The sequence below is a fragment of the Rathayibacter festucae DSM 15932 genome (assembly GCF_004011135.1).
GTDB lineage: Bacteria > Actinomycetota > Actinomycetes > Actinomycetales > Microbacteriaceae > Rathayibacter > Rathayibacter festucae.
Genome location: NZ_CP028137.1, coordinates 542,585 through 565,721, shown reverse-complemented (window position 1 = coordinate 565,721; position 23,137 = coordinate 542,585). Strand labels below are relative to the sequence as shown.

Genomic DNA, 23,137 nt, shown 5'->3' with positions numbered 1-23,137 from the left:
CCTCCCAGCGGACCCGACCACCGGACCCGCCGTCCAGCCTAGGCGCGCGGACCGCCGACGGCGCCGTCGGTCACCACGGCCTGCGCGAGCGGCGACCGCACCCCCGAGGCCTCCGGCGAGACGTCCTTCGCGCGGCTCCCCGTCCGCCACAGCTCGCGGAGCACCCAGCCGAGCAGCACGAGCAGCAGGACGTTGCGCACGGTCAGCGCCAGCACCATGCCCGCGTTCGAGTACAGCAGGAAGAGGTAGAGGTACGGGTAGACGATCTGCGTGAACACCGCGATCGCGAGGGTCAGCTTCGCCGGCGTCGCGAAGTCGCGACCGGCCACGACGAGCCCGACGATGACCGGCGGCGCCAGCCAGACGATGTACTGCGGCGAGAGCACCTTGTTGATGTCGATCAGCACCAGCACGAGCCCGAGGCTCAGCAGCGGCAGCAGCCGCACCGGCGACGCCTTCGCGCGCAGCGCCCGGAGACCGAGCAGCACCGTGCCGATCACCGCGAGCGCGAGCGCCGGGTTCATCAGCTCGGCGGCGACATCGGTGAACGGGCCGTGCATCTCGAAGGTGTTGATGTCGGCGGCGTACCAGACGTAGCTGCCGGCCCAGCCGCCGATCGAGAGCCACATCCAGAGCGTGCTGACGGGCGCCTCGATCTGCAGACCGCGCGTGGTCTGGTCGGTGACGAAGCTGAAGACGTACTCGCCGCCGCCGAGCGCGTACACGCCGGCGATGATCGCGACGGAGAGCCCGGCGCCGACGGCCACCAGCCGCCAGCGGCCGCGCAGCACCAGGACGGCGGCGCCCAGCAGGGCCGCGGGCCAGACCTTGATCCAGGTGGCGACGGTGAGCGCGAGCGCCGCGATCACCGGGCGGCTCGAGGCCCAGAGCAGCCCGGCGATGGCGAGCGGAACGGTGAAGGCGTCGATCCGGCCGACGGCGATCGGCCCGAGGAGCACCAGGAAGAGCAGCCACCAGCGCGCCGCTGCGAGCCGGGCGGGGACGCCTCGGTGCAGGAGGAGCGCGAAGGCCGCCGCGTCGACGGCGAGCACGCCGGCCAGCCAGGTCAGGTCGTAGCCCGCCTCGCCGAAGAGCCAGGCGGCGCTGATCGGAACCAGGGCGAGGATCGGGTAGACCCAGCCCGTGTCGAAGCCGACGAGTCCACCGCCCTCGACAGCGGTCCGCATCCAGCCCTTGTAGACGATGCTGACGTCCCCCATCGGCAGGCCCGGAGCGAACAGCGCGAGCAGCGAGAGCAGGACGTGCACGAGCGCGAAGCCGCTCCAGAGCACGGCGGCGGAGTCGCGGTTCTCGCGCAGCCACGCGATCGGGCGCGAGGAGGCCCGGGGGGCGGCGGTCTCTGAGGCGGCAGGGGTCGGCACCGCGTCAGTGTAGACGGCGCCCTCATCGGACCCCTGAACGGCCCCGGGAACCCCTCCCTGAGCGGCCACCGGCCGCATCAGTAGCCGGCGAAGGCGTCGGTGCGGACCTTCTTCGCACCGGCCGAGCGGAGGGCGCCGCGGACGGAGTCGACGAACGCGGGCGAGCCGGAGACGAAGCCGACGCGGCGTGGCGCGTCGGGCACGGCGTCCGCGAGGCGCTCCGCCGTGATCCGGCCGGCGACGTGCGACCAGCCCTCGGGCAGCCGATCCGGCGCCTCGGGCGAGACCAGCACGACGCGGGCCCCGGAGGCGCGGAGGAGCTCGCGGTACGCCACGTCCTCCAGCCGGGCGGCCGCGTAGACGACGACCACGTCGCGCTCCGGTCCGGCCGCGATCGCCTTCAGCTGGCTCGCGAACGGGGTGATGCCGATCCCGCCCGCGACCAGGAGCAGCGGTGTCGCCGGGTCGGCCGGCAGCACGAAGTCGCCGCCGACGCTCGTGGCGCGGACCACCGCGCCTGGCTCGAGACCGGCGAGCGCCCGCTTGAAGCTGCTCGCCTTCTCGGGCAGCCGCATGGCCACGGCGATCTCGCCGTCGGCGGGAGCGGAGGCGATGGAGAAGGTGCGGCGGCTCCCCCGGCCGTCGGAGCGGTGCGGCACGTCGAGCTCGAGCCACTGGCCCGCCTCGAAGCGCACCGGCGTCCGCGGGGCGAAGCGGTACTCCGTGATGCCCGGCGCGATGACGCTCGAGGAGCGCAGCTCCAGCGACAGCCGCCGGCGCTGGCCGAAGAAGAACGCGATCGCGTTGCCCGCGACCAGGCCGAGCTCCGGGCTGGCGTGCAGCGGTCCGAGCGAGAACGGGACCGTCGTGAGCAGAGCCGCGACGACGGCCACGATCAGCTGCTGGGAGCGGCGCGGGGCGAGGGTCAGCGGCTCGGTCAGCATGAAGGCGCCGGCGAAGACGAACGGGTACGCGGTGAGGACCAGCGACAGCGCGGCTCCGGGCTCCTGGCCGTTCATCACCGAGTTGAGCACGGAGACGGCGCCGGCGACCGCGATGAAGACGACGACGATCGCCCAGCGGCGCACCCGCGCGACGACGACGAGCGCGCCGAGCAGCACCCACGGCCAGAGCGCGCCGGTGGGCAGCGCCCAGGCCGCGGCGGTCAGCGAGCCCGCGAACGGGGTGTCCTGCAGCAGGCCCTGCGCGATGCCGACGATCAGCACCGCGACGGCGGCCGGGTTGAAGAGGTGGCGACCGCGCCAGACCAGGACGTACTTCGAGGCGGCCGCGATCACGCCGATCAGCGCCACGACGAGGAGGGCGCGCGGCTCCGAGGTCGGGAAGAGCAGGAACGCGATCAGCAGTCCGGTCACCAGCGACGACTCGAGGTGGGCGGGTGAGCCCACCAGCCGGGCGATCAGCCAGGTCGCCCCGGTCGTCGAGACGATCGCCACGACCGCCGTCGCCGCGATCTCGATCGGTGTGAAGAAGATCAGCCCGGCGGCGGAGTAGCCGAGCGCGACCACGAGGAGCGCGGCGAGCGTCAGCCAGACCAGCCGGTACATGGTGATGCGACCGAGGGCGCGATCGAGGGTGCCGATCATCAGAAGACCTCTCCGGGGAAGCGGGGCGAGTAGTGCAGGCCGCCGGCGCTGAGGACGCGGACGAACTCGAAGTCGAAGCGCTCGGCGAGCACCTCGGGCGGGCAGACGAAGAGGGCGGTCGCGAGACCGTCGGCGACGAGGGTGCTGTCGGCGACGACCCAGGTGGCGATGACGGTGTCGACCGGGCGGCCGGTGCGGCCGTCGAGGACGTGGTGCAGCCCGTCGCCCCAGGCCCGGCGGTTGCCGGCCGAGGCGCAGAGCGCGCGCTCGCCCGGCTCGGCGACGCCGATCGCGCGGCTCGCGTCGAAGGGGTGCTCGAGGCCGACGCGGTAGGCGCCGACCCCGCGGGCGCGCAGGTCGCCGCTCGCGTCGACGACGGCGCGCTCGACGCCGGCGCTCGCGAGCTCGTCCAGGACGAGGTCGACGAGCTGACCCTTGCCGGCCGCGCCGACGTCGAGCACGACTCCGGCCGCGGTGCGAAGCGTCGCTCCCCCGCCGCCGCGGGCCGCGGCCCAGGACGGAGCGGGCGCGACGGGGCCGCGCGGCACCAGGGAGTAGGCCGGGTCGTAGCCGAGCTGCTCGAGGGCGACGCCGACGAACGGCGTGACGCCGCCCCCGGTCAGCGCGAAGAGCTCGTCGTAGAGGGCGAACAGCTCGACCGCCTCCGCTGGGAAGACGTGCTCGCCGGGCTCGGTCCGAAGGCGCGAGGCGGCGGAGTCGTCGCGGAACCGCGACCAGGTCCGGTCGTAGGCCTCGATGCGCGCGCGGAGCCGCTCGCGCACGAGCGCGTCCAGCGGCGCGTCCGTGTCGATCTGCCAGGTGGTGCCGATCGCCTCGAACCGCCAGGCGCTCTCGAGGACGCGCCGGGTCGCGGCCGGCGCGGCGTCAGGGTGCAGAGGTTCAGGCCGCGGCATCGGCCTTGATCGTCTCGACGGCGTCGTTGAAGCCGCCGGAGGTGAGCGAGGAGCCGGAGACCTTGGTCACGTCGAGCTCGTCGAGGCTCTTGCCGACGACCTCGCCCGAGATGCCGCTGGCGAAGCGGGTCTGGTACTCCTGGCCGGTCGGGTTCTCCGACTCGGGGGTCACCGTGACGGCGGTGACGACGCCCGACTCGAGGGTCAGCTCGACGCCGACCGACTCGTTGCCGCCGGGCGAGGTGTAGGAGCCGTCGGCCTCGTAGGTGCCGTCGGCGTAGGCGCCGGTCGCGGCGGAGCCGGTCGACGCGGAATCGGTCGACTCGGGTGCGGCGCTGGACGTCGCGGCGGGCGCGCTGGTCGCGGCGGCGCTCGAGCCGGCGTCCTCGGTCCCGGCGGTGGCGGTGCTCGAGCAGGCGGCGAGGGCCGCGAGGGTGCCGGCGCCGGCGAGGAGGGTGAGGGCGTAGCGGACGGGAGTCGTGGTCTTCGCGGTCATGTCTGTTCTCCTGTATGGGGGGCGGACGCGGCTGTCGTCTCCGACGCTAGGGCCGGGAGCTCGGGGGTTCCGATGAGGCGGCTGTGCGGCTCCGATGTCCGGGTCGCGGGGGAAGGCCTTCTCTCCTGTGTCAACGGGCCGAGGACGCGATCGGTTCAGTGCGGCAGGCGATGCCGGCGATTCAGTTCAGCAGCCGCGCGACGACGCCGGGGAGCTGCTCGGCGATGTCGAGGGCCGCGATCGGCCCGCCTCCGGACGCCGCCGCGCCGGCCTGCGCGTGCAGGACGGCCGCGGCGGCGGCGACCGCCGCGAGATCCTCGTCCCCGAGCGTCGTTCCCCGGCTCTCCGCGTCCGCGGCCCGGCCGGCCAGCAGCGCGCCGAGCACTCCGCCGAGGACGTCCCCGCTGCCCGCCGTGGCGAGCCAGGGCGTCGAGCCGCTGACCTCGTGTGCGGTGCTCCCGGAGACCACGTGCGTGGTGCTGCCCTTGAGCAGCACGCAGACCCCGAAGCGCTCGGCGGTGCGCCGCGCCCAGCCGCTCGCGTCGGCGGCGATCGCGGCCGCGTCGACGTCCACCCCGGCGCGCGAGAGCAGGCCGGCGAGCTCGCGGTAGTGCGGAGTGATGACCACCGGCCCGCGGGCCTCGCCGATCAGGTCGAGCGCGCCCGCGTCGAGCACCACGGGGATCCCCGAGTGCAGCTGCTCGAGCAGGGCGGCGCGCTCGTCCTCGGACCGGTCGTCCGCGCTCGTCCCGGAGCCGAGGAGCCAGGCCTGCACCCGCCCGGGAGAGGTCACGACCTCGGGGCGACGCGCCAGCACGAGGGCGGACGGCCGCTCCGGCCCGAGGTAGCGCACCATGCCGAGCCCGGTGCGCACCGCCGCCTCGACCCCGAGCACCGCCGCCCCCGGGTAGCGCTCGGACCCGGTCGCGATCCCGAGCACCCCGCGGCTGTACTTGTCGTCGTCGGCGCGCGGCACCCGCACGGCCGACGCCGCCTCCGCGAGCCCGAACTCCCTCTGCCCATCCGTCATCCCGCCAGCCTAGGTCGCACCCCCGACGCCGCCCTCTGCGAGACCCACCCGCAGCAGAACCCCGGCAGCCGTGCGCCTGATGACGGTGGGTCTCGATACGCCCTGCGGGCTACTCGACCAGCATGGAGGCGCGCTGGCGAACACGGGTGCCCCACCATGCTGATCGAGTAGCCCGCGAAGCGGGCGTATCGAGATCCACCACCGTCAGCACCTGAGTCTGCAGTCCCGCCCTGCTGGAGACGGTGGGTCTCGATACGCCCCTGCGGGGCTACTCGACCAGCATGAAGGGCCGCCGCTGCTGCACCCGCAGCCAGCGATGCTGCCGCCGTGAAGCCCAGTCGGCGAAGCCGCTGCCCACCGCAGCCGGCGAAGCCGCTGCCACCCCACCGCAGTCGGCGAAGCCGCTGCCACCGCAGTCGGCGAAGCCGCTGCCACCGCAGCCGGCGACGCCGCTGCCACCCAGCCTCGAGTCGAGGCGCGGGTCGGGGAGGTGGTGATCGCAAGGCGGAGGAGGGAGCGATACCGGCGGTATCGCGACCGACGACAACGCCGCGAGCGCCGCCTCCCCGGCCCGCGCCGCGAGCGCCGCCTCCCCGGCCCGCGCCTCAGCGGCGGGTGGCGTCGTCGACTTCGCCGACCAACTCCTCGATGATGTCCTCGAGGAAGAGGACGCCCGTGGCGCGGCCCTGCTCGTCGAAGGCGCGGGCGAGATGGGCGCCGGTCCGGCGCATGATCGCGAGGGCGTCCTCGAGGTCGGTGGCCTCGAAGATCGAGGCGAGCTGGCGGATCCGCTTGGCCGGGATGGGCAGGCGGAACTTGGGCCCCTCGGTGTCGCCGTCCAGGTCGAGGACGTCCTTGAGGTGGATGTAGCCCTCGGGCTGCCCGTCCTCGCCGAGCACGACGTAGCGCGAGAAGCCGTGCTTCGCGACGGCGCGCTCGACGTCGGCGGGTGAGGCTCCGGCGGGGAGGCTGACGATGCCGTCGAGCGGCAGCGCCACGTCGTGCACCTTCTTCTCGGTGAACTCGAACGCGGCGAGGAGGGTGCCGTTGCTGCGCAGGGTGCCCTCACGGGTCGACTGGTCGACGATCGTCTGCACCTCCTCGAGCGTGAAGGTGCTGTTCGCCTCGTCCTTCGGCTCGACCCGGAAGAGCCGCAGCACCCCGTTCGAGATCGCGTTGAGCGCGACGATGATCGGGCTGATCACGCGGGCGATCGCGACGAGCGGCGGCGCGAGCAGCAGCACGGCGCGGTCCGGCATCGAGAACGAGATGTTCTTCGGCACCATCTCGCCGAGCACCACGTGCAGGAACGAGACGATCACCAGGGTGATCACGAAGGCGACCGTGCCCGAGAACTCGTCCGGGATGCCGACCGCGTGCAGCGGCACCTCGAGAAGGTGGTGGATCGCCGGCTCGCTGACGTTGAGGATCAGCAGCGAGCAGACGGTGATGCCCAGCTGCGTCGTCGCCAGCATCAGGGTGGCGTGCTCCATCGCGGCGAGCGCGGTGATCGCGCTGCGGCGTCCGCTCTCGGCGAGGGGCTCGATCTGGGAGCGGCGCGCGGAGATGACCGCGAACTCCGCTCCGACGAAGAAGGCGTTCGCGGCGAGCAGCACCACGAGCCAGGCGATTCCTGCCCAGTCACTCATGGTCGGCCTCCTGGCGTCCTCGGTGCGGCCGGCCCACGTCGGCGAGCGGGTCGGGGATGCCCTCGCCCGCCGCGTCGGGGTCCGGGGTGAAGCGGAGCCGGTCGATGCGCCGGCCGTCGAGCCGCTCGACGCGGAGCGAGCCGCCCTCGACGGGCACCTCGTCGCCGACGGCGGGCAGGCGGCCGAGCTCGCTCATCACGAACCCGGCGACCGTCTCGTACGGCCCCTCCTCGGGGATGACGACTCCGGCGCGGTCGCGCACCTCGTCGGGCCGCAGCATGCCGGGGAAGGTGGTCGAGCCGGGCAGCTTCACGACGTCGGGGCGCGAGCGGTCGTGCTCGTCCGCCACCTCGCCGACGAGCTCCTCGACGAGGTCCTCGAGCGTCGCGACGCCCGCCGTTCCGCCGTACTCGTCGACGACGACGGCGAGCTGGAAGCCGCGGCCGCGCAGCTCGGTGAGCAGCACGTCGAGCTTCATCGTCTCGGGGACGCGGAGCGGATCCGAGCGCAGCGCGGTGACGGGCACCTCGGAGCGCTTGCCGCGCGGCACCGCGACCGCCTGCTTGACGTGCACGACGCCGACGATGTCGTCGATGTCGTCGTCCGTGATCGGGAAGCGCGAGAGGCCGGTGGTCCGCGCGAGGTCGAGGACGTCCTGCGCGGTGCTGGAGCGCTCGAGCGTGGACAGCCGCAGCCGCGGCGTCATCACGTCGCCCGCGGAGAGCGCGGAGAAGCGGAGGGTGCGCCCGAGCAGGTCGGCCGTGTCCTCCTCGAGCAGTCCGGCGCTCGCGGAGTGGCGCACCAGGCTCGAGAGCTCCTCGGCGCTGCGGGCGCCCGAGAGCTCCTCCTTCGGCTCGATGCCGGCCAGGCGGAGCAGGGCGTTGGCGCTGCCGTTGAGCAGTGCGACGGCGGGGCGGAAGACGGTGGTGAACGCGGTCTGGATCGGCACGACCAGCTTCGCCGTCGCCCGCGGCAGCGCCAGCGCGAAGTTCTTCGGCACCAGCTCGCCGAGGATCATCGACAGCAGCGTCGCGATGACGATGGCGAGCACCGTCATGATCGGCGTCAGCACCTCGTCCGGGATGCCGAGGCCGCCGAACGGCACCCGCAGCAGCGACGACAGCGCCGGCTCCATCGTGTAGCCGGTGAGCAGCGTCGTCAGCGTGATGCCGAGCTGCGCGCTGGAGAGGTGCGTCGAGGTGACGCGGAGGGCGGCGATCGTCATGCCGAGGCGGGTCTCGCCGCGGTCGCGGCGGGCCTCGAGATCGGCGCGGTCGAGGTTGACCAGCGCGAACTCGCTGGCGACGAACACGCCGGTGCCGAGCGTCAGCAGCAGGCCGACGCCGAGCAGGAGCCACTCAGTGCCCACGGGGGTCACCCCCGGTCAGCGGAAGCGGGAGCGGCTGCAGGGCCGAGCCCGAGGGGATCGGGGGGATCCGGACGAGCCGGTGCGAGGGCGGATGCGCAGAAGGGGGGTCGTCCATTGTGGCGTCGAGTCTAGCGGCAGCCCGGCGCCGGCAGGGCCGCTCTCAGAGCCACTTCTTGCGCTTGAACACGGCGTAGAGCACGAAGCCGAAGACCAGCATCAGCCCGATCGCCCACGGGTAGCCGAGCCGCCAGTGCAGCTCCGGCATGTCGTCGAAGTTCATGCCGTAGATGCCCGCGACGAGCGTCGGCGCGAACAGGATCGCGGCCCAGGACGAGATCTTCCGCACCACGTCGTTCTGGGCCAGCCCGGTCTCGGTCTGCCGCCGCGAGACCAGCGTCGAGTGCACGGTCAGCGCCTTGTCCAGGATCGCCCGAAGCGCGTCGACCGCCTCGGTCACCCGGATGGTGTGGTCGAGCACGTCGCGGAGCGAGCGGTGCAGCTCGACGTGGTCGAGCGTCGCGTCGGCGCCCGGGGCCGCGTCCGGCGCCTCGGCGAGCTCGTGCAGCAGCGCCGTCAGCGGCTGCACCGAGCGCTGGAAGTGGATGACCTCGCGGGAGAGCCGGTAGATGCGCTCCGAGAGCCCGTCGTCCGAGCCGTCGCCGAAGAGCTGGTCCTCGATCTCGTCGACGTCGCCCTGGACGCCGTGCACCACCGGCGCGTACTCGTCGACGACCTGGTCGAGGATCGCGTAGAGCACCGCCTCCGGTCCGCGGGAGAGCAGCGACGGGTCCCCCTCGAGCCGCTTGCGCACCGCCGCCAGGTCCGGCGAGTCGGCGTGCCGGATGGTGACCACGAAGTCCGGGCCCACGAACACGTGCAGCTCGCCGAAGACGACCGTCTCGGCCGAGTCCACGTAGCGCGCCGGACGGAGCACGACGAAGAGCCCGTCGTCGTAGCGCTCGAGCTTCGCCCGCTGGTGGCCGCTCAGCGCGTCCTCGACGGCGAGCGGGTGCAGCCCGAACTCCTGGGCGACCGCCTCGACCTCCTCGCGGCTCGGGCGGTAGAGCCCGATCCAGGCCATGCCGTGCTCGTCGCGCATCAGCTCGAAGGTGTCCTCGAGCGAGTCGGGGTTCCGGATGCGGTGACCGCCGACGTACACGGCGTTGTCGACGATCGTCATGGGCTCGGTTCTAGCACGCGCGCGCCGGGCACCGGCTGACGGTCACCGGCCGGCCGGACTCCGGCTGACGGTCACCAGCTGACCGGCAGCGCCTTGCCCTCCTCGTAGCCGGCCGCCGACTGCAGGCCGACCAGCGCGCGCTCGTGGAACTCGGCGACGCTGCGCGCCCCGGCGTAGGTGAAGGAGGAGCGCACGCCCGAGGTGATCATGTCGAGCAGGTCCTCGAGCGAGGGGCGCAGCGGGTCGAGGTAGATCTTCGACGAGGAGATGCCCTCGGCGAAGAGCCGCTTGCGGGCGAGCTCGTAGGGGTCGAGGCGGTCGAAGCGCTCCTGCACCGCCTTGGCCGAGGCCATCCCCCAGCTCTCCTTGTAGATCCGGCCGGCCGCGTCGCTGCGCAGCTCGCCCGGCGCCTCGATCGTGCCGGCGAACCAGGAGCCGATCATCACGGAGGCCGCACCGGCCGCGAGCGCGAGCGCCACGTCGCGCGGGTAGCGAACGCCGCCGTCGGCCCAGACGTGCGCGCCGAGCTCGCGGGCCCGCTCCGCCGTCTCGAGCACAGCGGAGAACTGCGGCCGCCCGACAGCGGTCATCATCCGCGTGGTGCACATCGCGCCCGGGCCGACGCCGACCTTGAGGATGTCCGCGCCCGCGTCGACGAGGTCGTGCACCGCGTCGGCGGTGACGATGTTGCCGGCGGCGATCGGCACGCCGAGCTTCAGCGCCGAGACGGTGCGCAGCGCGCGCAGCATCCCCTCCTGGTGGCCGTGCGCCGTGTCGAGCACGAGCACGTCGACGCCCGCGGCGACGAGGGCGCGCGCCTTGGCCGCGACGTCGCCGTTGATGCCGACCGCCGCGGCGATCCGGAGCCGCCCGTCGGCGTCCAGCGCGGGGTCGTAGATGGTCGAGCGCAGCGCGCCGGTGCGCGAGAGCGTGCCCACGAGCGCGCCGTGGTGCAGCACCGGGGCGAAGTCGAGATCGGCCGCGACCATCAGGTCGAAGGCGGCGCGCGCGGTGGTGACGTCGTCGGCGTCGATCGAGGCGGAGGCGCCGTGCACGAGGTCGCCGAGCCTGGCGTCCTCCAGGGCCGTGGCGAGCCGCGCGGCCGGGACGCAGCCGAGGATCGTGCCGTCCTCCTCCTGCACCACGAAGCCGTGGCCCGCGACGGCCGGGAGGATCGCGAGTGCCTCCTCGACGGTCGTCGACGGCGAGGCGGTGAGCGCGCCGGAGAAGGCGACCGGCTGGTCCTTCACCCAGCGGATGGCCGCGTCGAGCTGCTGCAGCGGCATGTCCTGCGGCAGGACGCCGAGGCCGCCGCGCCGGGCGAGCGTCGCCGCGAGCCGGGGCCCGGTGACCGAGTTCATGTTCGAGGAGACGATCGGGATGCTGGCTCCGGTGCCGTCACCGGGAGCGAGCGACACGTCGAGCCGGCTGGTCACGGAGGACCGGCCGGGAACGAGGAAGACGTCCGAGTAGGTGAGGTCGCCGGAGGGTGTTCCACCGTAGAAGCGCATGGAGACGACGCTACTCCGGCCCGGCTGGGGACCTTCGCCGGAGGATCCGGGCTAGGCTTGACGACCGGGACGGGACCGGGCGACGACGCCCAGATGCGTGTCGGATGCGACGGTGCCGTCCGGATGATCGAGAACGAATCAACGGAGAGAGTGGGCGATCGGCTGTGTCGAGCCAGTTGACCGGAGCGGGAACAGATCAGGGCTCGGAGGACTTCGGGGCCAACGAGTGGCTGGTGGAGGAGCTGTACGAGCAGTACAGCGCCGACAAGGCCTCGGTGGACGAGTCCTGGTGGCCGATCCTCGAGCGCTACGGCAAGCAGCTCGGCGGTGCCGCCCCCGCCGGCGCGGAGGCCCCCGCGGCCGCCGCCCCCGCCGCCCCGGCGAAGGCGCCCGTCGCCGAGCGCGTGTCGACGAGCGCGGGCGGAGCGGTGAGCCACCCGGCCACCTCGGCGACCAGCACGGCGAAGACCACCTCGAAGCAGCCGAAGGCGCAGCCCATCCCGGCCGACGCGCCCGTGAGCAAGCCGGCCGAGCCGGCCGCCGCCGTGGAGGAGGACGTCGTCTCGCCCCTGCGCGGCATGGCCAAGAGCCTCGCCACGAACATGGACGCGAGCCTGTCGATCCCGACGGCGACGAGCGTGCGCACCATCCCGGCGAAGCTGATGATCGACAACCGCATCGTCATCAACAACCACCTGCGGCGCACCCGCGGCGGCAAGGTGTCCTTCACCCACCTGATCGGCTGGGCGCTGATCCGCGCGCTGAAGGACTTCCCGAGCCAGAACGTGTACTACGACGAGCCGGACGGCAAGCCCTCGGTGGTCGCCCCCGCGCACATCAACCTCGGCATCGCGATCGACATGCCCAAGCCCGACGGCACCCGCGCCCTGCTCGTCCCGAGCATCAAGCGCGCCGACACGCTGAGCTTCACCGCCTACCTCGCCGCCTACGAGGACCTCGTCAAGCGCGCCCGCGGCAACAAGCTCGCGGCCGGCGACTTCGCCGGGACCACCCTCTCGCTGACCAACCCGGGCGGCATCGGCACCGTGCACTCCGTGCCCCGCCTGATGAGGGGCCAGGGCTGCATCATCGGCGCCGGCGCCCTCGAGTACCCGGCCGAGTTCCAGGGCGCGTCCGAGAAGACCCTCGTCGAGCTCGGCATCGGCAAGACGATCACGCTGACCTCGACCTACGACCACCGCGTCATCCAGGGCGCCGGCTCGGGCGAGTTCCTCAAGATCGTGCACGAGCTGCTGCTCGGCCAGCGCGGCTTCTACGAGGACATCTTCTCCGCGCTGCGCATCCCCTACGACCCGATCCACTGGTCGACCGACATCGCCGTCGACCTCGCGGAGCGCGTCTCGAAGACCTCGCGGGTGCAGGAGCTGATCAACTCCTTCCGCGTCCGCGGCCACCTGATGGCCGACGTCGACCCGCTGGAGTACGTCCAGCGCTCGCACCCCGACCTCGCCATCGAGAGCCACGGCCTCACCTTCTGGGACCTCGACCGCGAGTTCGTCACCGACGGCTTCGGCGGCTCCCGCCAGCTGAAGCTGCGCGACATCCTCGGCATCCTGCGCGACTCCTACTGCCGCACCGTCGGCGTGGAGTACATGCACATCCAGGACCCGGAGCAGCGCGCCTGGATGCAGCAGAAGCTCGAGCGCGGCTACGAGAAGCCGGGCCACGACGAGCAGCTGCGGATCCTCGGCCGCCTCAACGAGGCCGAGGCGTTCGAGACCTTCCTGCAGACCAAGTACGTCGGCCAGAAGCGCTTCTCGCTCGAGGGCGGCGAGTCGCTGATCGCGCTGCTGGACGCCGTCCTGCAGGGCGCGGCGGACGCGGACCTCGACGAGGTCGCCATCGGCATGGCCCACCGTGGCCGCCTCAACGTGCTGACCAACATCGCCGGCAAGACCTACGGCCAGATCTTCCGCGAGTTCGAGGGTACCCAGGACCCCAAGACGGTCCAGGGCTCGGGCGACGTGAAGTACCACCTCGGCACCGAGGGCACTTTCCGCGGCGCCGGCGGCGAGGAGATCCCCGTCTACCTGGCGGCGAACCCCTCGCACCTCGAGGCCGTCAACGGCGTGCTCGAGGGCATCGTCCGCGCCAAGCAGGACCGCAAGCCGATCGGCACCTTCACCACCCTGCCGATCCTCGTCCACGGCGACGCCGCGATGGCGGGCCAGGGCGTGGTCGTCGAGGGGCTGCAGATGTCCCAGCTGCGGGCCTACCGCACCGGCGGCACGATCCACATCAACATCAACAACCAGGTCGGCTTCACGACCCCGCCGCACGAGGCGCGCACCTCGATCTACTCGACCGACATGGCGAAGACGATCCAGGCGCCGATCTTCCACGTGAACGGCGACGACCCCGAGGCCGTCGTGCACGTCGGCCAGCTCGCGTTCGAGTACCGCCAGCGGTTCAACCGCGACGTGGTCATCGACCTGATCTGCTACCGCCGCCGCGGCCACAACGAGGGCGACGACCCCTCGATGACCCAGCCGCTGATGTACAGCCTGATCGAGGCCAAGCGCTCGGTGCGCAAGCTCTACACCGAGGCGCTCGTCGGTCGCGGCGACATCACCGAGGAGGAGTACGACCGGGCGCACCAGGACTTCCAGGACCGCCTCGAGCGCGCCTTCGCCGAGACGCACGCCGCGCAGACCGGCGCGATCCCGGTGATCAGCGCCGACGGCGACTCCGTGGCCGACCTCGAGCTGCCGGACGCCCAGCAGGGCGAGGACTACCCCGGCGAGCCCGAGGTGACCGGCGTCAAGGCCGAGGTGGTCACCCGCATCGGCGACGCGTTCACCTCGCCGCCTGAGGGCTTCACCGTGCACCCGAAGCTGCAGCAGCTCCTCACCAAGCGACAGGAGATGAGCCGCTCCGGCTCGATCGACTGGGCGTTCGGCGAGCTGCTCGCGCTGGGCTCGCTGCTGCTCGAGGACACCCCGGTGCGCCTCGTCGGCCAGGACACCCGCCGCGGCACGTTCGTCCAGCGCCATGCGGTGCTGCACGACCGCGAGAACGGCCAGGAGTGGCTGCCGCTGATGAACCTGTCGGACTCGCAGGCCCGCCTGTGGATCTACGACTCGCTGCTCTCGGAGTACGCCGCGATGGCGTTCGAGTACGGCTACTCGGTCGAGCGGCCCGACTCGCTCGTGCTCTGGGAGGCGCAGTTCGGCGACTTCGCGAACGGCGCCCAGATCGTCATCGACGAGTTCATCTCCTCCGCCGAGCAGAAGTGGGGCCAGCGCTCGTCGCTCGTGCTCCTGCTCCCGCACGGCTACGAGGGCCAGGGCCCGGACCACTCCTCCGCACGCATCGAGCGCTACCTGCAGATGTGCGCGGAGCGGAACATGACCGTCGCGCGTCCGTCGACCCCGGCGTCGTACTTCCACCTGCTGCGCCGCCAGGCGTACTCGCGGCCGCGCCGCCCGCTGGTGGTCTTCACGCCGAAGGCCATGCTGCGCCTGCGCGGGGCGTCGAGCCCGGTCGAGGACTTCACCTCGGGTCGCTTCGAGCCCGTGATCGACGACGCCCGCATCCAGGACGCGTCGGCCGTGACCCGGGTGCTCCTGCACGCCGGCAAGGTGCACTACGACCTCAAGGCCGAGCTGGAGAAGAAGCCGGACGACGGCATCGCCCTGGTGCGCGTCGAGCAGTACTACCCGGCGCCGATCGAGGAGCTGCGTGCGATCGCCGCGCGCTACCCCGACGCGGAGTTCGTCTGGGTGCAGGACGAGCCCGAGAACCAGGGCGCCTGGCCGTTCATCGCGCTGAACGTCGCTCCGCAGCTGGACCGGCCGATCCGCGTCGTCTCGCGCCCGGCCGCGGCCTCCCCCGCCGCGGGCTCGGCGAAGCGGCACGCCTCCGAGCAGGCCGACCTGCTGGGCCGGGCGCTGCAGCGCTGACCGCCCGACCGGAGCCGCCCCCCTCGGCGGCGGCTCCGGCTCGCAGAATCGAGTTCGGCTCGTCGGAATCCTCGGATCCGGCGAGCCGAACGTCGTTCTGCGAGCCGGACCTCGGCGACTCCTCGCCTCATGGGCGTCCGGCACGCGAAAAGACCTCCGGCTCGCCGGAACGGACGGCTCCTGCGAGCCGGGCACGTTCCGACGAGCCGGAGGTCGTCGAGCGGGGAGTGCGGAGCGCTAGACCCGCGCCGGAGCCGCCGCGTGGCTCGCCTGCGCATCGCGCAGCATGCCGAGCACCTGGGCGCGGAGGTCCTCCGGCGCCGTCTCCTTGCACGCGCGCTGCACGGCGACGGTCAGCACGACACCGACCTTCGCCTCACCGGAGCAGTCGGGGCAGTTCGCCATGTGCTCGCGGATGTCGGCGGCGTCCTCCTTGCACAGCTCGTTGTGGAGGTACTCCTCGAGCTCGGCCTTCGCCTTCGTGCAGCCGCAGTCGGTCATTTCGTGCTCCCGGTGGTGAAAGCGGCGCGGATCCCGCGCTCGCGTGCGTAGTCGGTGAGTCGTTCGCGCAGCATGCGCCGGCCGCGGTGCAGCCGGCTCATCACGGTCCCGACGGGGGTCTTCATGATGTCGGCGATCTCCTGGTACGAGAAGCCCTCGACATCGGCGAAGTAGACGGCGAGCCGGAAGTCCTCCGGGATCGCCTGCAGGGCCTCCTTGACGGCGGTGTCGGGGAGGTGGTCGATCGCCTCGGCCTCGGCCGAGCGGCTCGACGTGGCGGTGGTCGACTCGGCGCCGCCCAGCTGCCAGTCCTCGAGCTCGTCGATCGCGCTCTGGTACGGCTCGCGCTGCTTCTTGCGGTACGAGTTGATGAAGGTGTTGGTGAGGATGCGGTAGAGCCACGCCTTGAGGTTCGTGCCCTGCTCGAACTGCTTGAACGCGCCGAACGCCTTCGCGAAGGTCTCCTGGACGAGGTCCTGGGCGTCGGAGGGGTTCTTCGTCATCCGCAGGCCGGCCGCGTAGAGCTGGTCGATGAAGGGCAGCGCCTGCTGCTCGAACAGCGCGCGGAGATCGACCGGAGCGTCGGGAGCGGCGTCGTCGAGAGCCTCCTCGACGGTCTCCTCGATCGTCTCGGTCTCCTCGGTCGCCTGCGCCTCGTCGGCGGTGCTGGGGCGTGTGCTGTCGTCGCGAGTCATCACACGCGATTCTAGGCCGCGGCGCCGGGAGGCGGCCTGCCGGGCCGGCCGGGGTCGCACGAGGTCGATCGTCGCCGTCATGCCTCGCCTCCCGCCTGATCCTGCTGTCGGTCCGTTCGCCGACTACTCTGACAACCGATGGTCTTCTCGCGTTATTCCGCTCCCGAGTTCGATCCGTACGGCGACGCCCGCGCGCTCCCCGGCGAGGAGGACTGGTCCGCGCCGTCCGCCGCCGGCGCCCTCGACGCCGTGGTCGAGCTGCCCGGCTCCAAGTCGCTGACGAACCGCGAGCTCGTCCTCGCCGCTCTGGCCGACGCTCCGTCCGTGCTGCGCGCGCCGCTGCACTCGCGCGACAGCGCCCTGATGATCGAGGGCCTGCGCTCGCTCGGCACGACGATCCGCGAGGAGGGCGCCACCGGCTCCTTCGGCGCCGATCTCGTCGTCGAGCCGGCCGAGGAGCTCTTCGGCTCCACGACGATCGACTGCGGACTGGCCGGCACGGTGATGCGCTTCCTGCCGCCCCTGGCCGGGCTGGCGCTCGGGCCCACCACCTTCGACGGCGACGCCTACGCCTACAAGCGGCCGATGGGCGCGACCATCGCCTCCCTCCGCTCGCTCGGCGTCGACGTGGCGGACGACGGGCGCGGCTCGCTCCCCTTCACCGTGCACGGCTCCGGCTCGATCCGCGGCGGCGACGCCGTGGTCGACGCCACCCGCTCGAGCCAGTTCGTCTCGGCCCTGCTCCTCGCCGGCGCCCGGTTCGACGAGGGCCTGCGCCTGACCCACAAGGGCGGCGCCCTGCCGAGCCAGCCGCACATCGACATGACGATCGCCGCCCTCGCGGCCCGCGGCGTGAGCGTCGACGCCTCGATCCCCGGCACCTGGACGATCGCACCGCAGCGGATCGCCGGTGCCGAGGTCCTGATCGAGCCCGACCTCTCCAACGCCGCGCCGTTCCTGGCCGCCGCACTCGTCACCGGCGGCACCGTCCGCCTCCGGCACTGGCCGGCCGAGACCACCCAGGTCGGCGCGCACCTCGAGCGGATCCTGCCGATGTTCGGCGCGAGCGTCGAGCGCGACGGCGAGGACCTCGTCGTCCGCGGCGGGGACGAGATCCTCGGCGTCGAGCTCGACCTCTCGGAGGGCGGCGAGCTCGCCCCCGCCCTCGCGGCCCTCGCCGCGCTCGCGAGCGGCCCGAGCACGCTGACCGGCATCGGCCACATCCGCCACCACGAGACCGACCGCCTCGCCGCCCTCGCCGCCGAGATCAACGGCCTCGGCGGCTCCGTCACCGAGCTCGAGGACGGCCTGCGGATCGAGCCCGCCCCGCTGCACGGCGGCCGCTGGCGCACCTACTCCGATCACCGCATGGCCCACGCCGGTGCGCTGATCGGCCTGGTCGTCCCCGGCGTCGCGATCGAGGACATCGCGACGACCTCGAAGACCCTGCCGCAGTTCCCCGAGCTCTGGACCGCACTCGCGGGCGGGGTCTGACCCGTGTCGTGGTGGACGGACAGCGGCCTCGACGCCGACGGAGTGCTCGACGACTTCGACGGCTACGACGAGTCGGACGCGCGAGTGCGGCCGAACCCCAAGGGCACCAAGCCGCGGACGAAGAACCGGCCGGCCTACGAGGACGCCGAGATCGCGATGGTCCTCGGCGTCGACCGCGGCCGCTACACGGTGATGATCGGCGACGGCACCCCGGAGGAGCACGAGTTCACGGCGGCGCGGGCCCGCGAGCTGCGCAAGCAGGCGATCGTCCCCGGTGACCGCGTCGACGTGGTCGGCGACTCCAGCGGCGACGAGGGCACGCTCGCCCGCATCGTGCGGATCCGCGAGCGCTCGACCCTGCTGCGCCGCAGCGCCGACGACACCGATGCGATCGAGCGGGTGATCGTCGCCAACGCCGACCAGATGGTCTGCGTGGTGGCCGCCGCCGACCCGGAGCCGCGCACCCGACTGGTCGACCGCTACCTGGTCGCCGCCTTCGACGCCGGGATCACGCCGATGCTCTGCATCACCAAGACCGACCTGGCGGACCCGGCGCCGTTCCTGCGCAACTTCGAGGGCCTCGACCTCCGCGTCTTCCTCTCCAGCCAGGACGAGCCGCCCGTCGACGAGATCGCCGAGGCGCTGCTCGGCCACGAGACCGTCGTGGTCGGCCACTCCGGAGTCGGCAAGTCGACGCTCGTGAACAAGCTCGTCCCCGACGCGCACCGGGCGATCGGCCGGGTGAACACGGTGACCGGGCGCGGCCGCCACACCTCCTCCTCCACCGTCTCGCTGCGCGTCGAGCGCGGCGACCGGCACGGCTGGGTGATCGACACCCCGGGCGTGCGCTCCTTCGGCCTCGGCCACGTGAACACCGACAACATCCTCGGCGCCTTCACGACGCTCGCCGTGCTCGCCGAGGACTGCCCGCGCGGCTGCACGCACCTCCCCGACTCCCCCGACTGCGCGATCATCGAGGCCGTCGAGGGCGGGCTGCTCGGCGCGAGCGGGCCGGAGCGCCTCGACTCGCTCCAGCGCCTCCTGACCACCTTCGCCACCACCGACGGAAGCAGACGATGACCGACACCGCCCTCCCCCCGATCCCCGTCGACGAGCGCCTCGCCGCGGGCGACACCGCCCCGGACTTCACGCTGCCCGACCAGGACGGCCGGCCCGTCGCCCTCGAGGACCTGCGCGGGCGCCGCGTCATCCTGTTCTTCTACCCGCAGGCCGACACCCCCGGCTGCACGACCGAGGCGTGCGACTTCCGCGACAGCACCACGGCCCTGCAGGCGGCCGGCTACGAGGTGCTCGGCGTCTCGCGGGACACCCCGGAGGCGCTGCGCCGCTGGGCCGACGAGCACGGCCTCGCGTACCCGCTGCTGAGCGACCCGGACATGGCCGTGCACCGCGCCTACGGCGTCTGGGGCGAGAAGAACAGCTACGGCAAGACGGTCGTCGGCGTCCTCCGCTCGACCTTCGTCGTCGGCCCCGAGGGCGCCCTCGAGTTCGCGCAGTACAACGTGCGCGCCACCGGCCACGTGCAGGCGCTGCGCAAGAAGCTCAAGCTGGCCTGACCCGCCGACGCACGCCGGTGACCGGCGGAATCAACTCCGTCGGTCGCCGCTCGCGGACGGCGTGGGAGACGGCGATGCCGGTGCGGGCTCGGGACTGACGACGTATCGGCCGGTCACCGCACTACGACGCACGGCGCCGACCCGATAGACCCCGTTGCCCAGGCTCTGGTACGACGACCGCTTCACGTTCTTCGCCATCAGTCCTCCTCGTCGACAGTCTCGATGGTAGTCGCCGCCTCGGCGAACACCGGTCTGGTCAGGCGTGAACTCCACGCGTCACCGACCCGCGCCAGCGTCTCCCCCCAGAGCAGCTTCGATCCTTCGTACCGGGCTGCAGCCTCGGGCAGCCCGATGGTGAGGACCCCGGCGGTCGCCGTCGGGAGGACCGGATGGGGTGCGGGCAGAGGGAGAGCGAGCACCGACGTCCAGCGGTGGACACCGTCCCGCGGGAGATCCTTGTGCAGCAGGGTGTCGGAGCCGAGGGCCTGCCCGGCGATCCACGGGCTGTCGAAGCCGGTCTCCACCCTCCGAAGACCGTGCCGGTCGAGGAACACCCTGTCCTGCGCCGCCCAGCGCGCGAGCATGCCGCGACCGTCCGACAACCACAGACTGAGGTTGAGCACGTCGACGTCGAACGCTGACCTGAGGTCGTCAGCATCGACCCGCAACTGCTCGACGTACTCCTGCTGAAGAGGCAGGAACCCCTCGAGGTGGTGGTCCCAGATCTGCGCGATCCGCTCCTGTGGAGCGCGGTAGCCCGGGGAATCGACGTGTCGGAGTTCACGTATCACCTGCGCTGCGTCCGAGAAGTCGTCGAGGAGCACCGGTCGGAGGCCGATGGCGGTCCACTGTCCGCTCAGCGCCTTCGCGAGTTCCGCGAACTGCGCCTTCGTGACGTCGAAACCCTGCCGAGCGAGCAGAACGACGGCGGCGTGCTCCCGCGGCGCCTCGGCGAGGGCGGCATGGAGCCATTGGCGCACGTCCGGGTCGCGATAGGACGTCCCGGCGATGATCAGGGCGCCCCGGCCGACAGCCTGCCGCAGGAAGACCGACTGCCAGGAGTCGCGCTCGGCGACCAGATCGAGGAAGTCGGTCAGGGTGAGGACGACGTCTCTCGTCTGCGTCGGACTGACGATCCCGTGGAGATGCCGGACGACGTAGGTCGGGAGACCAGGAGGCGCGTCCTCGCCGGTCGCGGCGATGACCGGGTACTCGGTCTCGGCGCGGAGGGCGTGTTCCAGAAGCGTGTCGAAATTGAGCGTCGCCAGACTCGTCTCGGCCGGGTCACCGCCGAGCGCGTGAGCAACGGCGGCGTAGTGCAGGGGCGAGATCTCGACGGAGGGGATCCCGTCGTAGAGGGCCGCGCGGAGCTTCCGATCCCACGCCGCACCGTACGCTTCGCGCGCCGCTGCGACGGCGATCAGCGGATCCTGCCTGCTCACGACGAGAGCACCCGCCTCGCCGTCCGGCACGACTCCGCTGTCGACGAGGAGACGGACGACGAGTTCGTCCCAGCCGGGAAGTCCTGACGTGGTCGAGGCTCCGGCGCCGAGAAGAAGGGTCGTGTGCTTCTCGGCACCGCAGCCTCGGAGCGAGGCCATGACGGCAGCAGTCAGGTCGGGTGCGCTCATCCGGCCATGCTGGCAGCGTGACGAGCTCGGCCGACGCCTGGCGCGGCCGCGGCCGCCGGACGGCGGCTAGAAGCCCTCGTTGAAGCGCGGGGCGTAGTCGGCGCCGAGGGCGTCAAGCTCGTCGGCCGTCAGCTCGAGGTCGACGGAGGCGACCGCGTCCTCGAGGTGCTGCATCTTCGTCGCGCCGACGATCGGGGCGATCACCGCCTCCTGCTGGCGCACCCAGGCGAGGGCGACCTGCGCGCGCGGGACGCCGCGCTCGGCAGCGATCCGCTCGACGGTGCCCGCCGTCCGGCGGTCGGCCTCCTCCTGCTGGTGGTAGAGCGTCTTCCCGTAGAGATCGGTCTCGGTGCGCGACGTGGTCGCGTCCCAGTCGCGGGTGAGGCGCCCGCGGGCGAGCGGCGACCACGGGATGACTCCGACGCCCTGGTCGAGGCAGAACGGGTGCAGCTCGCGCTCGTCCTCGCGCTGGATCAGGTTGTACTGGTCCTGCATCGAGACGAAGCGCGTCCAGCCGCCGAGGTCCGCGGTGTACTGCGCCTTCGCGAACTGCCACGCCCACATGCTCGACGCGCCGATGTAGCGGGCCTTGCCGGAGCGGACGACGTCGTGCAGGGTCTCCATCGTCTCCTCGATCGGGACCTGCGGGTCCCAGCGGTGGATCTGGTAGAGGTCGACGTAGTCGGTGCCGAGGCGGCGGAGGCTGTCGTCGATCGCGCTGAGGATGTGGCGGCGCGAGAGCCCGCCGCCGTTGGCTCCGGGACGCATCGTGCCGTGCACCTTGGTCGCGATGACGACCTCCTCGCGGACGGCGAAGTCCGCCAGCGCCCGGCCGACGAACTCCTCGCTCGTGCCGTCGGAGTAGACGTCGGCGGTGTCGAAGGTGGTGATGCCGAGCTCGAGCGCCCGGCGGAGGAAGGGCCGCGACTCCTCCTCCCCCATGCTCCAGCCGTGCGCGCCGCGGTCGGGGGCGCCGAAGCTCATGCAGCCGAGGATGATCGGGGAGACCTGGAGGCCGCTGAGGCCGAGTCGGGTGGAGTCCATCCTCCGACGCTAGCCCAGAGACGCCGGCCCGGGGCGGCCGGCTCGGTGACGCTAGCCCAGCCCGGGATCGCGGCGGGTGGCGGCGACCGTGCTCGGCAGGAAGAGCAGCACCACGGCCAGCAGGGCCGGGGCCAGCAGCGCCCAGCCGATGTCCGGCACGGCGTACTGCCCCTGGAACGCGCCGAGGGCGACGGCCATCATCACCAGCTGGATGGTCAGGGCGGAGGCGCGGATCCAGCTGCGGCGCCGGGCGGTGCCCACGGTCGTCGCGGCGACCCAGGCCAGGGCGATGAAGGAGAGCACGACGATCGCGATCCCGCCGCCGATCGAGCCGGCCCGGGTGGTGAGGAGCTCGATCACGAGCCACCCCGTGACGCACGCCACGGCAGCGGTCTCCAGCGCCAGAACGGCGACCAGGAGGAGCAGGCCGAGGGGCCGCCGGCCGCTTCCCGGCCTGGTCGGAGGCCGGTTCCCGTCCATGATCACAGCTGCATCCCATCCAGCACTCTTGATTCGAGCCTGCCTCCGTGACAGGCTAGTGCAGTTCGTTTCACCGCTCACAGGGTCGTGGGTTACCGCCGACGTGAACACCCCGATCCTGCCGTGCCGAGAGGTATGCGTGCGAGCGGGGCGATCTGTCGGGAAGAACCGAGCACCGTCCGGTCCCGCACCCGAACCGCCCTGCGCAGCTGCGCAGGGTCTCGTGGCGTGCGCCGGTTCGGGCGCCCGGTGCATACCGATGGTCCAGGCCGTCGGTGTGACTCGATCATCCCACCCGAACACTGCGTGGTTCCTCCACGCACGCTGTCACACAAGGAGCACCCGCATGGACTGGCGCGACAAGGCCGCTTGCCTCACCGCTGACCCCGAGCTTTTCTTCCCGGTCGGCAACACCGGACCCGCGGTCGACCAGATCGAGAAGGCGAAGACCGTCTGCGGTCGCTGCACCGTCACCGAGGTCTGCCTGCAGTACGCCCTCGAGACCGGTCAGGACTCGGGCGTCTGGGGCGGCCTCAGCGAGGACGAGCGCCGCGCCCTCAAGCGCCGCGCCGCCCGCGCCCGCCGCGCCTCGTAGCACCGGGACCGCCCGGCACCGCACGACCCCGACCCCCGCTCGCCCTCCGGCAGCGGGGG

The 23,137-nt window shown here is 72.4% G+C and carries 19 protein-coding genes; 5 read left to right on the top strand and 14 right to left on the bottom strand.

Features of this window, described 5'->3' with window-relative positions:
* Positions 1–38: 38 nt before the first annotated feature.
* From C1I64_RS02700 to guaB1, 9 genes are all read right to left on the bottom strand, one after another.
* Positions 39–1,382, bottom strand: coding sequence for a glycosyltransferase family 87 protein (locus C1I64_RS02700; protein WP_164874422.1), 1,344 nt, complete (start codon positions 1,380–1,382; stop codon positions 39–41).
* 77 nt (positions 1,383–1,459) lie between these two features.
* On the bottom strand, positions 1,460–2,989 hold the full coding sequence (locus C1I64_RS02695) for an RnfABCDGE type electron transport complex subunit D (protein WP_127886124.1): 1,530 nt from the start codon (positions 2,987–2,989) through the stop codon (positions 1,460–1,462).
* Entirely contained in the window at positions 2,989–3,903 is a 915-nt protein-coding gene (locus C1I64_RS02690; protein ID WP_127886123.1) for an FAD:protein FMN transferase, read from the bottom strand. The genes C1I64_RS02695 and C1I64_RS02690 overlap by 1 nt, the downstream gene beginning before the upstream one ends.
* The gene (locus C1I64_RS02685; protein ID WP_127886122.1) at positions 3,890–4,399 is read right to left on the bottom strand and encodes an FMN-binding protein; all 510 of its coding nucleotides are present in this window, start codon (positions 4,397–4,399) and stop codon (positions 3,890–3,892) included. The genes C1I64_RS02690 and C1I64_RS02685 overlap by 14 nt, the downstream gene beginning before the upstream one ends.
* 181 nt (positions 4,400–4,580) lie before the next feature.
* Positions 4,581–5,429 carry an ADP-dependent NAD(P)H-hydrate dehydratase gene (locus tag C1I64_RS02680; protein WP_127886121.1) on the bottom strand — a complete coding sequence of 283 codons (849 nt, stop codon included), beginning with the start codon at positions 5,427–5,429 and terminating at the stop codon, positions 4,581–4,583.
* A gap of 605 nt (positions 5,430–6,034) precedes the next feature.
* Positions 6,035–7,078, bottom strand: coding sequence for a hemolysin family protein (locus C1I64_RS02675; RefSeq protein WP_123444413.1), 1,044 nt, complete (start codon positions 7,076–7,078; stop codon positions 6,035–6,037).
* A complete protein-coding gene (locus C1I64_RS02670) occupies positions 7,071–8,456 on the bottom strand; it encodes a hemolysin family protein (RefSeq protein WP_127886120.1) in 1,386 nt (461 codons plus the stop codon). The genes C1I64_RS02675 and C1I64_RS02670 overlap by 8 nt, the downstream gene beginning before the upstream one ends.
* A 151-nt stretch (positions 8,457–8,607) precedes the next feature.
* Complete coding sequence (gene corA / locus C1I64_RS02665) at positions 8,608–9,627, bottom strand: magnesium/cobalt transporter CorA (protein ID WP_123702694.1); 1,020 nt, start codon at positions 9,625–9,627, stop codon at positions 8,608–8,610.
* Positions 9,628–9,698: 71 nt separating this feature from the next.
* Positions 9,699–11,138, bottom strand: a complete 1,440-nt coding sequence (gene guaB1 / locus C1I64_RS02660) for a GMP reductase (protein ID WP_123444410.1) — start codon at positions 11,136–11,138, stop codon at positions 9,699–9,701.
* A gap of 164 nt (positions 11,139–11,302) precedes the next feature.
* Between guaB1 and C1I64_RS02655 the strand changes: the two genes are divergently transcribed.
* A complete protein-coding gene (locus tag C1I64_RS02655) occupies positions 11,303–15,061 on the top strand; it encodes a multifunctional oxoglutarate decarboxylase/oxoglutarate dehydrogenase thiamine pyrophosphate-binding subunit/dihydrolipoyllysine-residue succinyltransferase subunit (protein ID WP_208645076.1) in 3,759 nt (1,252 codons plus the stop codon).
* Between the two features lie 237 nt (positions 15,062–15,298).
* On the opposite strand, the gene C1I64_RS02650 is transcribed toward C1I64_RS02655, so the two are convergent.
* Positions 15,299–15,562: a zf-HC2 domain-containing protein gene (locus tag C1I64_RS02650; protein ID WP_123444408.1), complete on the bottom strand. Its 264-nt coding sequence runs from the start codon at positions 15,560–15,562 to the stop codon at positions 15,299–15,301.
* A complete protein-coding gene (locus C1I64_RS02645) occupies positions 15,559–16,257 on the bottom strand; it encodes a sigma-70 family RNA polymerase sigma factor (protein WP_123444430.1) in 699 nt (232 codons plus the stop codon). The genes C1I64_RS02650 and C1I64_RS02645 overlap by 4 nt, the downstream gene beginning before the upstream one ends.
* 138 nt (positions 16,258–16,395) lie before the next feature.
* Here C1I64_RS02645 and aroA point away from each other — a divergent pair, with 138 nt between their 5' ends.
* The 3 genes from aroA to bcp are packed head-to-tail and all read left to right on the top strand — an operon-like array spanning position 16,396 to position 19,328.
* Positions 16,396–17,751, top strand: coding sequence for a 3-phosphoshikimate 1-carboxyvinyltransferase (gene aroA, locus C1I64_RS02640; protein WP_127886118.1), 1,356 nt, complete (start codon positions 16,396–16,398; stop codon positions 17,749–17,751).
* 3 nt (positions 17,752–17,754) lie between these two features.
* Positions 17,755–18,831: a ribosome small subunit-dependent GTPase A gene (gene rsgA / locus C1I64_RS02635; protein WP_173250401.1), complete on the top strand. Its 1,077-nt coding sequence runs from the start codon at positions 17,755–17,757 to the stop codon at positions 18,829–18,831.
* On the top strand, positions 18,828–19,328 hold the full coding sequence (gene bcp / locus C1I64_RS02630; RefSeq protein ID WP_127886117.1) for a thioredoxin-dependent thiol peroxidase: 501 nt from the start codon (positions 18,828–18,830) through the stop codon (positions 19,326–19,328). Before rsgA ends, bcp begins: the two co-directional genes overlap by 4 nt.
* Positions 19,329–19,525: 197 nt before the next feature.
* On the opposite strand, the gene C1I64_RS02625 is transcribed toward bcp, so the two are convergent.
* The 3 genes from C1I64_RS02625 to C1I64_RS02615 form a co-directional block, all read right to left on the bottom strand.
* Positions 19,526–20,800 (bottom strand): SIR2 family protein, encoded by a 1,275-nt coding sequence (locus C1I64_RS02625; protein ID WP_244209385.1) that lies wholly within the window; start codon positions 20,798–20,800, stop codon positions 19,526–19,528.
* Positions 20,801–21,025: 225 nt separating this feature from the next.
* Positions 21,026–22,003, bottom strand: a complete 978-nt coding sequence (locus C1I64_RS02620) for an aldo/keto reductase (protein ID WP_127886115.1) — start codon at positions 22,001–22,003, stop codon at positions 21,026–21,028.
* 51 nt (positions 22,004–22,054) lie between these two features.
* Complete coding sequence (locus C1I64_RS02615; RefSeq protein ID WP_243586432.1) at positions 22,055–22,363, bottom strand: hypothetical protein; 309 nt, start codon at positions 22,361–22,363, stop codon at positions 22,055–22,057.
* A gap of 466 nt (positions 22,364–22,829) precedes the next feature.
* Here C1I64_RS02615 and C1I64_RS02610 point away from each other — a divergent pair, with 466 nt between their 5' ends.
* A complete protein-coding gene (locus C1I64_RS02610; RefSeq protein WP_056045195.1) occupies positions 22,830–23,078 on the top strand; it encodes a WhiB family transcriptional regulator in 249 nt (82 codons plus the stop codon).
* The last annotated feature ends 59 nt before the right edge of the window (positions 23,079–23,137 follow it).